Below are 11239 nucleotides of genomic sequence, written 5' to 3'. Positions count from 1 at the left end.
TAAAAATATCTCTTGTTTGATTTTGCGAACAAAATCGTTTTACTCACTCGTTGTTCAGTTTTCAAAGATCAAACATTTCTCTTTCGCCGCGTTTTTCAGCAGCTATAAGATCATATCATGTTCGTTTCAAAAATGCAAGGGTTATTTTTTTTCTTTTTTTCGAAGATCGTTTCACCCAAGCTTTTCGCTTTTGAAACTGCTGTTTTGTTGTCAGCTCAAATAATATATCATAAAGCCAAGCAACTTAGCAAGCACTTTTTTTGTTTTTTTATTTTAGAATAAATCCGTTCATCTTTCAGCTCATTTAAATCAGTCGAGGGGCTAGTTGCCCCTTCATTAGCTGATGACTCCCTCTGGCTCGAATACCTCTGCAGGCCAGTGCAGTTCCACACCTTGGCGAAGAAGAACATTTTGAAAACATCCAAGATGCTCTGCTGATCGGCTCACTTCAATGGGATATACTTCGTTGGAGACACAGTAAGCCGCCAGGCTTCCCGCTGATTCTCCTATATTCCATTCTGTAGGATGCAATCGATAGCAGCCATTGGCTATTTGGGTCATCCCTATATTTTTGCAGGCAGGAAGTAAATTGCGCACTCTCACCGGAATAAGTGAGCCCAATGGAATTTCATAGGGATAGTTAGGGATGTAGAATGTTCGCTGAGATACCGTAGTTGGATGAAGATCCAAATGATAGCTACCTACACCTACACTGTCTGTATATCGCTTTGGCCCCTCTTCCCCCCGAAGCTCACGACTTACATCAAACTCAGATATCATATACTTGGCCTGAATTCGGCGTGACTCGCGAATATAAGCCGTTTTAGCCAGACCGTCAGATGTGCCGAGAATATCACCCCGTGGTCGAATTCCCGGATAGCCGAACCCTCCATCTAATCGGGGCGCTTCGGTTTGAAGCCAATATATTAATGAACGAGTCAACTCACGCGCTCCTTCTCGATGTTTTGCCTGCTCCTGAGCGGTGACACCGATCAATGGCCCTAGGTAATAATCATTTTGCGCCCAGTTTAAAAGAGTTACCTCACCATCATTTAGCGGTTCGCTCCATATCGAGGAATCTACAATACGACGATAATCCCATAAGGATACAATGCCCTGATCGTTAGGAAACAATGTGAACTGTTTTAGTTTACTGGTATCATCCGCGTCAGTAGCAAACCAGCTCAAAATCGGAAAACGGGAAAAGGAAGGAATATAATTTCTCCAGAAATCATATTGTTGCGGGCGCTCTATAATGAAGCTTTCCTGGGGAATATAGTCTACGGCAGCCACATGTGTGATAGATTGCATATCAAAAGGGTTAGCACACTCCAGTGCATGAGGTTCACCCGTAGCAGCCCGCGACTCCGCTCCACTCGTATGCTCCACGCCCGCCATTGGAAGGAGATCACCACACTCTGTCGCATCCAGATAAAACGTTCCGTGCAGCACTCTAAATCCACACTTATGATCAGAGCTATTCGAGGTACGGACAGTTACAGAAGTAATACAGTCCCCATCCGTCTGAACCGCAATAGGCACGGTGTGATAGTATACATGAACGCGCCCCGTATTCAAATAGGGAGCGAGCATATCTTCAAGCACCCGCAGCGCTACCCGTGGTTCATGGGCCAGACGGCTTACCCAACCGTTCCCAGGGTTGAGAATGGGATTATTCCTTGCTTCTTCGGTTAACGGATAGTTCTGACGGTAATAGTCACGCACACGATTACGGAACTCACGGTATGTTGCTGTGCATCCAAATTGTTCGATCCATCGATGCTCATCTGGGGGAACCGCCTGTGAAGTTAACTGCCCCCCTAACCAGTCCGTCTCCTCTGTCACGATGACTCTCATGCCAGCCTTCGCCGCCGCGAGAGCTGCCGATGTCCCCCCCAGACCTCCGCCAATCACAACAATGTCGGTATCAAGCCGTTTTTGCGTCATGGTTCGTTCCCCTTTCATTCTTGTACTAGGACCCGGTCATTTCGAATGCAAGCCGTGCAGCGCCGATGATTCCAGCGCGATTGCCCAACAATGCCCGACTTACTTCCGTTTGAACTCCAAGTTGGTGCAGATGCTTTTCCAGCATGGGCCACCAGACCTCTCCCGCGTCCGCTACTCCTCCGCCTACAATGATCGCCTCAGGATCAAGAGGCACCGAGATATTAGATAGAAGCACAGCTAAATCTGCGGTGTAATCATCCAGCACTTGGATTGCTTCCTGGTTACCGTAAGCAGCCTCTTTCACAATCTCGTTCCCTGAGCGGTACAATTTACCGACGTGTTCCCTACCTCGACGTAACAGGGCGCTCCCCGATACATATTGCTCGGCGCACCCTTTTTTTCCACAATTGCAGGGGTGTCCCCCCGGGAATAGAATACTGTGCCCCCAATCACCGCCACTCCAATGAGTCCCTCTGCACAAGTGGCCATTTTCCATATATGCACCTCCGACACCTGTTCCCAACGTGAGCATCACCAAGCGTCGCTTGCCTTTCCCCGCTCCCTGCCACGCTTCTCCAAGTAAAGCGGCGTTCGCATCATTATCAGCAACCGCTCGTAAAGCCAGTTTTTCTCTAGCCCACGTTACCAAGGATGTACCTTGCCAGCCAGGTAGGTTATCTGTGGCATACACAACTTCGCCGCTCTCCACATTTACTCGGCCAGCAGTAGCAATGCCTAGAGCGCCTACATCTATATGGGCACCGATGCTGGTATCTCCAAAAGAACGCAACAGTCCGAGCACAGATTCTGACACCCGCGACAACACCCATTCACGTCCACGGGAAGCGTCCGTATCCAGCCGGATTTCATCAAGCACCGATCCGTCCCGTGCCACTATGGCGGCCTTCACCGATGTGCCCCCAATGTCGATTCCAATGACTCTGTTCACAGCAGCTGCCACCACACCAACCTCCTTGTTGCCCCACATAAAAGCTTACTAGCTCTTTTTACAAACCTTCTATTTAGTAGCAATACATGAAATAGCCATTCATATGCACCACAAACACAAGTCATTGAACTGTCAGAGCGCACAGTTTTCAATTCACAACTGAAAAATCTCAATAGCTTCGTTCAATAACGGCCCTCGCTGTTTTTTCCTTCATCCGTTTGGTGTGACTCGTGTGCTTGCGAGCAAGCCCTTCGCAGATGAGGTCAATCACGAATAGTTGTGAGATTTTAGCGCCGATTGAGCCACCTTCTATCGGCGCTTCCTTGCCCGCGGTCAGCAACACGATATCTGCAATGGAGGTAATGGGTGATTTGGCATAATTCGTAATTGCGATAACAGTTGCACCGTTTTGCTTGGCTTTATGCAGCATATCGTTCGTATCCAGCGTACTTCCTGATACACTAATGCCGATAGCCACATCACCCGGGTTCATGGACACCGCCATCATCGACTGAATATGTCCGTCTGCCACAGCCTCGGCGCGGCGCCCAATCCGTAAGAAACGATTTTTAGCATCCTGCGCGGAAATTCCCGAAGCGCCTACGCCGAAAAATTGAACATAGCCCGCTTGATCGAGACACGCAATCGCACGACCAAGCTCTGAATGGTCCAGCAGTCCCATACTGGAGTGCAAAATATCGAGCATGTTGTGATACACCGTACGCGTAATATCTTGTTCGTTATCTGGGTCGATGTTCTCCTCGCCCATATCGGTTTTACGATAAGTCTGGTTTTGTGCCAGGGACAGTCGGAAATCCTGATAACCTTTGAACCCAATTTTCCGACAAAAGCGCATCACCGTCGTTTCGCCTGTACCTGCAAAATCCGCCAGCTCCGTCACGGAGAAATATATGATATCTGCGGGATGCTCCAGTACGCATAAGGCGACTTTCTGCTCCGATTTCGTTAATGAAGGATAATACGTGTTAATTCGGTCGTTCATCTCCATAGATGCATTTCACTGCCTTCCTTGCGGCATCGGCAAACCGCTGCGTAATCAATTGGGGTCTGGTAATCGCCGAGCCTACAACCACTGCATGTGCTCCCATTCGGAATGCTTCCTCAACCTGCGCTGGATCATAGATTTTGCCCTCTGCAATTAAAGGAACAGGAACCAGTTCCGACGCTCTCCGAACCAGCTCCAGATCAGGACCCTCAATCTGAGTAGAGTACGGCGTATACCCGGATAACGTGGTGGATACGCAGTCTGCGCCAAGGGAGGCCGCATGAAGCGCCTCCTCCAGTGTCGATATGTCTGCCATGGAAGTGACTCCCTGCTCATGGGCATAATCTAGGAGCCTCTTCAGCTTACATCCCGCTGGGCGCGGTCGTAATGTGGCATCCAGCGCAATGATATCCGCCCCTGCCTCCACCAGTTCCTCCATTTCACGAAGGGTGGGCGTAATGTAAATATCAGAATCATCATAATCCCGCTTAATCAAGCCAATCACTGGTAGAGAAATCGCCTGTTTAATCGCACATACATCCGATGCGCCATTGGCGCGAATCGCTACAGCTCCACCCTGCTGTGCGGCACGCGCCATTTTGACCATAGAATCTGCTCCATGTAACGGTTCTCCTGGTAGCGCCTGACAGGATACGATCAGTCCGTGCTGAACTTTGGATAATACACCTTCCATTCCCATAGGAATCACCCTCTCTTCTCGGCATGATGCCGTACGGTTAATCCGACTTCAAAGGTGCGGTTCCACGGCATGTAGCAATCTGTAATTTCCACGCGGCCTTCCGGCCCGTTCACATATTCATTGAGTGCCTGCTCCAGCCGTCCGCGAATAACCGCAGCTACCGAGCCTCTCGGTCCATCGAGCATAAACTTGGTAAAACCCATCTGCTCCACAATCCCGTTATTCATAGCCGTACGTACCACAGCGCAATAACAGGCATCCTCCGCGTAGCGCAGCGACAGAAAATCCAAATGTTCCTCCGTAGAGCCATAGTGGGTATACAGCATGGACTGAGCAATGACGGTGCCCAGCGTGTTAGAACTGGTATTCCAGCCTGCATAACCTGCCAGCTTAAAAAGCAGTCCTTTTTGCTTTAATAGTCTAAGTAGCTTGAGATCTGCGCCGTTGGCGTAGCCCACATCAGCAACTGCAACATTTTGACCTGCATATTGCAGCATATAAGAACCGTACTCAACCAGCTCTACTACATTCCGATGTACATCATATCCGGTCATTGCACGCTGCTGGGATGAAGCCTCTGCCATCGTGTCACCGGGTGTGTTAGCCAACAAAATCAAATCAGCCTCCGTTGCAGAGGAAGCTATCAGCCCACCTGCCGCCATAATCTGATATTTTAAGGTTTCGTAAAAATATCGATCTTCAAAAAGCGGAACTACGAATGCCCCCTGCAAAGCAGACAATCGGGGATACACCAGTGGGACTACATTATTCATCTTGTTAACCCAACGAGCCAGCAACGTACAACCCACTTCATCTGCCCCCGGGTACATGTATACATTCAAATCCAGCCCAAGCTCAGAAATACGACTTCTTAGCCGCTGCTGATCCTTGGCGGTATAGCCGTAGGGAGCCGAATCATCCTGTGGGATGATCATAAAATCAATGATACCTTCTGCTACGAGATCCAGTGCAACTTCATTAGCCTCCAAATTCACATGGCGACGCCCCAAGTAATCATCCAGTATTTCCATTGGCAAACGCTCGTTTATATCAGCTAATTCGAGCAACTCTTCAGCGGTAGCGATCCCCAGCTCCTGACGATGCTCAATGAAGCCCTTTCGGAATATCTCACGCCCCCAATCGGCATAGTAATCCGGTTCTTCATCAGCCAAAGAGTATTGCGGACAACGCATAATTAGTTGAAATGCATACAGAGTCAGTTGCGGATATAGTTGCTTTAGCCTGCGAAGCCGATTCACTCTATCTCTGACCTGCTCGCTCGACATACCGTGTAGTCGAGAAGGTACGATTCCTCCGTACAGCAACGTATCCATCGCAACAATGGCTCCATCAGCAGTAGCCGCGCGTTCTTCGAGCCATGCCCATAGTCGGGTCGTATCGCCAGGGGTTTTCTTTTGTCCCATCCATTCTAATGGGGGTCGCTCCATTTCCAAGTCTGTACCCTGTGCCAGTAAATAAGGAAATTGATAATTACAGGGCCGCTCATCCAGCGGTATAAAAAGTAATCGGGTGCTTGACTTCACCGTACGTTCCACCTCTCCTGAAAATTACCGTTATCCTAACGGCAAATGATTATTTTCAGGGCAGCTATGCTGCCTTGGTTTCATAATCCATCGCAAACACTCACAAGATCAGTCGATATTTGCCTTGTTCGTCCTGATCGACATAACCCCACTGCGCGGCAGCACGGATCGCCGGATTGCTACCCAGCCGAGCCTCCGCTTCTAAGCAAGCAGTGATACCGCATCGCAGTTCTCCTGCGATTTCGTCCGTCAGAGGCGACGGATCTTGCCCGTCAACTACTTCGCTCGGCATGCTGCTTCCCCTTGAATGTGCATCGTCCTGTCGCTCGCCACTGAGCGCAGCTTGGCGCAGCACATGCCACAGGCCTGCGTCCAGCTCGGCACGTTCCAGCCACGGTGCGGCCTGGGACACGAACCCTGCCGCTAGATCATCGGCAGGCACGTTCCGTAGGACGCTCACGGTCTGAAGCAGCCGCTCAAAGTACATATCCAGCGCAGGGATATCGCGCATTTGCAAAGCAAGATCCACGTCCTCATACGCGCTGCCGCCCAGTCGGCTGTTTCTGTTTTGACGACAGAAAAACATCAGTTCATCCGCACGCTCTCCCGCTAACTCCCGCGCAGCCCATTGCCAAGATAGCTCAGGCATATACCGTTCACTGTTCCACATATAGTGGGACATCGTAATGAGCGTTACTTTGGAGCATTCCCACTGATTCATCGGGTTGGCCACCATACCGGTATGTCCACAGTCTGGTAGCCCGGAATACCGTCCGCGCAGCGGATCAAGGAATAACCGATCATGGTCACAATCATTCACCGGGATGTTATCCCACAGCCACAGCTCATGTCCGAAGAACGCATGATTATCAGCGGCGTGCTCGCGACTAATCTGTGGGGCAAAAACAAAGTACCCCGTCCAGAACACCTTAATCTCCGGATGCAGCCGCTCACGGAAGTCCTTTTTGTATTCGGTATCCCAATACGACCAATATTCCGAAGGACAGACTGTCAGTGTAAACTCAGGCAGCCGTTCAGCCAGCCATGTGTGAACCTTGTTCGTCAAAAAGACATGAGCGTGACCCGAGCGGCCCAGCAAATGTCGATTTTCCCCTTTGAGTACATAATCAATATCATCCATTAATACAGAAAAATGACGTACGCCAATCGCAATCACGTCCGCTAGCTTTTCCGTCAATTTAAGGAAATCTTCATCGCTGCCAAAGCTTAGGTCGTTCCCTGGACTGATACAGTAATGAAAATCAATCTCATGCCGTTCGCAGGCTTCCTTTAATTCGCGGATCTGGGCAAACGTATCCTCAGGGTACGACTCTCTCCATAGCTCACGATGATATGGATCATCCTTGGGGGCATACATGAACGTGTTCATCCGATGCGCAGCCATAAAACGGACAGCATCCATCCGATCCGCGAAACTCCACGGTTTCCCATAGAAGCCTTCAATAATTCCTCTGACCGGGAAGGAAGGCTCATCCCGAATAGACATCACCGGCAGAGTACATCGCTCCTGTTCCACTTGAAGCAGGAGATGCAGGGCATCCATGCCGTATTTGAGCCCTCTTTTATTGGAAGCATGGACTTCAATCCGCCCGTCCTTCTGAATGTCCAACCGATATCCGTCTGCAGCAAGCGTTCCGTCATATTCGAGCACCAACTGCACGCTTCCCCGTGTTTCAGTCGGTACACCCGGTCCTGGAGGCACAATAAGCTTGATCGGTCCCTCGGGGTCCAGCACACCTTCATACTCCTGATTCATTGCAAAGCGAGAGGACAGTTCACAGATCAGACGCGGTTCGGAGATAACCAGCCTTTCCCCGCTGTCATACACATCACGAAAATAATATTGTATCTCCTGCGGTGATAACCCTACACCCGAATGAGGCCCCATTCCTTTGGACAATTTCATCGCAATCATCTCCTTCCATTCACAGGCTCTTCGTAGCCATGACTACTGGCTTATCCTTTTACCGCTCCCGCCAAACCTTCCATATAGTAGCGCTGTGTAAACAGGAACAATATAATGATCGGCAGTACCGAAATCATTGTGCCTGCAGCAATCCAACCGAAGTTATAGGCAAATTGACCGTTGAGATACGTGAGCGCAGCTGCCAGCGGATATAGCTCCGTATCGTTTAAAATAACGATAGGCCACAGAAAGCTGTTCCAGAACGACATCGCCTCCAACAGAGAAATTACAGCGAGCGCCGGCTTGACCAGCGGAAGCACCAGCTGCCACCAAATTCGAAACTCCGAAGCGCCGTCCATTTTACCGGAATCACGCACATCAGTGGGGATATGAATAAACGTCTGTCGCATTAGAAAAATGTTGAACACGGAGACTGCCCCGGGCAACACCACACCCAAATATGTATTGCCCAGATGGAGCCCTTGAATGGTCAGATAATGCACAATAAATGCGGTGTAGGAAGGAATAATCATCGTGGCAATCAGCAGCGTAAACACCAGATTTTTACCCTTAAAACGAAATACAGCCAAGGGATATCCCGTCAGACTGGCGAGTACCACATTGAGCACAACGCCCAACACCGTAATGATGACCGTATTCAGCATATACTTTGGAAAATTCATGAACTGCCACACCTGAACATAGTTGTCGAAATCGATAAAGGTCGGAAAAATAGCGGGCGGCGTTGAAAAAATGTTACGACCTGGCATGAGGGATACGCTGAGCAGCCATAGGAACGGTCCCATTAAAAAGAGGGCGAGTAGCACTAGAAGCACGTAGATGACCGTCATTCTCAGCATTCGAGCAAGACTGCGCATGATGCGGCTGCTTTCCTTTTTAGGAAGAGATGAGCGTAGCATTTTGTCATCCTTTAGATTCATCAATAGGGATTGACACCGCCTTTCCTATTGAATCGGAATACGATAATACTAAGTACGGCAATCATTGCACCGACAATTAAGCCAAGCGCAGAAGCATATCCAAAATTGAACTGCTCCATGCCCTTTTGAAAAATATACAAGCTGGATGTCAACGTGGCCGTTCCCGGTCCACCCTTGGTTAGTACATATACTTCATCAAATACACGAATAGCTGACATGAGTGATATAAGGGTACAGAACAAAACGTAAGGTCTTAACAGTGGAAGAGTAATATGAACAATCAGACGCCATCGGCTTGCTCCGTCGACTCTAGCGGCTTCGTACAGATCTTGAGGAATATTTTGTAATCCAGCCAGATAGAGCATCATATAATACCCGAGTCCCTTCCACATTGTGATGAACATCAGTACATACAAGGCCAAGTTGCTGTCCGATAACCAGTGTATGTCTTTGCTAATCAAGCCGACCTGCATGAGCAAGTAGTTCACTACGCTGTTATTGCCCAATAGCCAGCTCCAAATTAAGGCTACAGCTACCATCGAAGTCACAACAGGGATGTAGTAGGACGTACGAAATATTTTAATTCCCGGGATACGGCTGTTCACAAGCACAGCCATCAGGATGGAGAAAATTTGGAGAAAGGGGACAATGAGCACGTACAACAATGAGTTCCAAATTGAAATAAGAAAGTTACGGTCCTTAAACGCCGCTTCAAAATTATCCAAGCCGACAAAATGGGTATCTGATATGACAGAGTAGTCTGTCAATGCCAGCGGGATGCTGTAAATAATAGGCCAAAATACAAAGACGGCAAGCAATAACAGTCCTGGCGTCATAAAGGCCCAGGCCGTAAAGGACTCCGACCTTAACCATTTGATCATGCTGCATCACCACCTGATTTTGATAAATGAACAGGGGAGTATTCACTTACTCCCCTGTCAAACCTATTGCTTTAAAATATCGTTCACTTCCTGCTCTAGGGCAGTAAGCGTCTGCTTCGTATCCGTGCCGTTCAATACAATATTTTGCAAAGCTCGCGCGATGGCACTGTTCACATCTTTGGCATTAGGCACACCGACCATATAATCTGTCGCCTTATCCAAGCTTTGCGCGGATACTACCTTGGCTTGTGCTTCTAATGATTTGTCAGACTGAGTAAAATATGGATCTTTAATGGAGTCTTTCGTGGAAGGTAGTGTATTCGCCGCTTTAGAAAAAGCTGTTTGACTCTCTGCGTTTGTCAAGAAAACAGCAAATTTCACTGCTTCGTCCACATGTGCAGACTTAGCAGGTACGACCAGGTCCATGGAGTTGGAGAGCCGCACATCAGCTTTACCGGTTGGGACAGGAACAGCAATTGTGTTCTTATAAACATCCGGCGCTGCCGTTTTGATAAAATTGATGAACGTTGGGCCTGCCAGCTCGAAAGCAACCTGCTCGCCGGCATAATATTTCACTTGTTGTGAGAAGTCAGCGTCTTCCTTGAGTACAACGCCATCTTCCATCTGTTTTTTTAGATTATCAATCATAGTGACTGCTTCTGGTGTATTGAACGCCGCTGCTGTCTTTTCTTTATTTAGAATAGGAATGCCGTCCACAGCGAAAAGCTTGGATACAAGCTGCTGAGCATAGCCTGCTTTGCCAATTTTTCTATTGATTTGACGGCCCCAATCAGACAATTCCTCCCGGGTTTTGGGCGGATGAGCAGGGTCCAATCCGGCGGCTTTGACCAGCTTTGTATTCATGTAAAGCACTTCTGTACCGGTATACCAGGGTAGCGCATAAGCTTTACCGTTAATGACTGTGGAATTATAAATACCCTCGAAATAAGCAGCCTTTTCCTCGGGCGACAAATGCTCATTCATATCAACAACAGCACCCTTGGAGCCCATTTGGCTAGCAAATTCTGTATTGAGATTGACTACATCCGGACTGCTGTTACTAGCGATACTTGTCAACAGCTTGTTGGTCACTGCATCATAAGGGTAATCCTTCCAGTCAATTTTGACATTGGGGTTCTTCTGCTCATAATCGGCAATCACCCGATTGAAATACGGGGTAAATGTAGGTTGTAGTGCAATGGTCCAAAATTGCAGTGTTACTTTCCCTCCGTCAACCTTTTCCGACTTTGATCCTCCACCACCGCAGCTGCTCAGCAGTACAACCAGCGCCAGCATAGATACAAGCAACCGTAACCTGCCTTTCGCTTTCTTTGTCACATGGTG

The 11239-nt window shown here is 48.7% G+C and carries 9 protein-coding genes; all 9 read right to left on the bottom strand.

Annotation, left to right across the window (positions count from 1 at the left end; translation table 11 throughout):
* Positions 1 to 336 precede the first annotated feature (336 nt).
* The 9 genes from MKX30_RS24160 to MKX30_RS24120 all read right to left on the bottom strand — a co-directional run bounded on the left by MKX30_RS24160 (position 337) and on the right by MKX30_RS24120 (position 11233).
* The gene (locus MKX30_RS24160) at positions 337 to 1947 is read right to left on the bottom strand and encodes an FAD-dependent oxidoreductase (protein ID WP_254349109.1); all 1611 of its coding nucleotides are present in this window, start codon (positions 1945 to 1947) and stop codon (positions 337 to 339) included.
* A 25-nt stretch (positions 1948 to 1972) separates the two neighbouring features.
* Positions 1973 to 2935: an ROK family protein gene (locus tag MKX30_RS24155; protein ID WP_264454270.1), complete on the bottom strand. Its 963-nt coding sequence runs from the start codon at positions 2933 to 2935 to the stop codon at positions 1973 to 1975.
* Positions 2936 to 3065: 130 nt separating this feature from the next.
* Positions 3066 to 3905: a MurR/RpiR family transcriptional regulator gene (locus tag MKX30_RS24150; RefSeq protein ID WP_023986653.1), complete on the bottom strand. Its 840-nt coding sequence runs from the start codon at positions 3903 to 3905 to the stop codon at positions 3066 to 3068.
* Positions 3883 to 4602, bottom strand: coding sequence for an N-acetylmannosamine-6-phosphate 2-epimerase (locus tag MKX30_RS24145; RefSeq protein WP_264454271.1), 720 nt, complete (start codon positions 4600 to 4602; stop codon positions 3883 to 3885). The genes MKX30_RS24150 and MKX30_RS24145 overlap by 23 nt, the downstream gene beginning before the upstream one ends.
* 5 nt (positions 4603 to 4607) lie before the next feature.
* Positions 4608 to 6146, bottom strand: a complete 1539-nt coding sequence (locus MKX30_RS24140; RefSeq protein ID WP_341063664.1) for a DUF4127 family protein — start codon at positions 6144 to 6146, stop codon at positions 4608 to 4610.
* A 100-nt stretch (positions 6147 to 6246) separates the two neighbouring features.
* Positions 6247 to 8073 (bottom strand): protein O-GlcNAcase, encoded by a 1827-nt coding sequence (locus MKX30_RS24135; protein WP_341063663.1) that lies wholly within the window; start codon positions 8071 to 8073, stop codon positions 6247 to 6249.
* A gap of 50 nt (positions 8074 to 8123) precedes the next feature.
* Positions 8124 to 9014 (bottom strand): carbohydrate ABC transporter permease, encoded by an 891-nt coding sequence (locus tag MKX30_RS24130; RefSeq protein ID WP_023986649.1) that lies wholly within the window; start codon positions 9012 to 9014, stop codon positions 8124 to 8126.
* Positions 9014 to 9895 (bottom strand): carbohydrate ABC transporter permease, encoded by an 882-nt coding sequence (locus tag MKX30_RS24125; protein WP_013308405.1) that lies wholly within the window; start codon positions 9893 to 9895, stop codon positions 9014 to 9016. The genes MKX30_RS24130 and MKX30_RS24125 overlap by 1 nt, the downstream gene beginning before the upstream one ends.
* 63 nt (positions 9896 to 9958) lie before the next feature.
* On the bottom strand, positions 9959 to 11233 hold the full coding sequence (locus MKX30_RS24120; protein ID WP_023986647.1) for an ABC transporter substrate-binding protein: 1275 nt from the start codon (positions 11231 to 11233) through the stop codon (positions 9959 to 9961).
* Positions 11234 to 11239: the final 6 nt, after the last annotated feature.

Origin of the sequence: Paenibacillus sp. FSL P2-0173, assembly GCF_038008045.1 — a bacterium.
GTDB classification, from domain to species: domain Bacteria; phylum Bacillota; class Bacilli; order Paenibacillales; family Paenibacillaceae; genus Paenibacillus; species Paenibacillus polymyxa_B.
Note: the sequence above shows the minus strand (reverse complement) of the source record. Positions and strands in the feature narration are given on the sequence as shown.

Bases quoted from the DNA above. Each gene is read 5' to 3' on its own strand.
- MKX30_RS24125 (WP_013308405.1), bottom strand. From the start codon at position 9,895: ATGATCAAATGGTTAAGGTCGGAGTCCTTTACGGCCTGGGCCTTTATG.
- MKX30_RS24130 (WP_023986649.1), bottom strand. From the start codon at position 9,014: ATGAATCTAAAGGATGACAAAATGCTACGCTCATCTCTTCCTAAAAAG.
- MKX30_RS24135 (WP_341063663.1), bottom strand. From the start codon at position 8,073: ATGAAATTGTCCAAAGGAATGGGGCCTCATTCGGGTGTAGGGTTATCA.
- MKX30_RS24145 (WP_264454271.1), bottom strand. From the start codon at position 4,602: ATGGGAATGGAAGGTGTATTATCCAAAGTTCAGCACGGACTGATCGTA.
- MKX30_RS24155 (WP_264454270.1), bottom strand. From the start codon at position 2,935: ATGTGGGGCAACAAGGAGGTTGGTGTGGTGGCAGCTGCTGTGAACAGA.
- MKX30_RS24160 (WP_254349109.1), bottom strand. From the start codon at position 1,947: ATGACGCAAAAACGGCTTGATACCGACATTGTTGTGATTGGCGGAGGT.
- MKX30_RS24150 (WP_023986653.1), bottom strand. From the start codon at position 3,905: ATGGAGATGAACGACCGAATTAACACGTATTATCCTTCATTAACGAAA.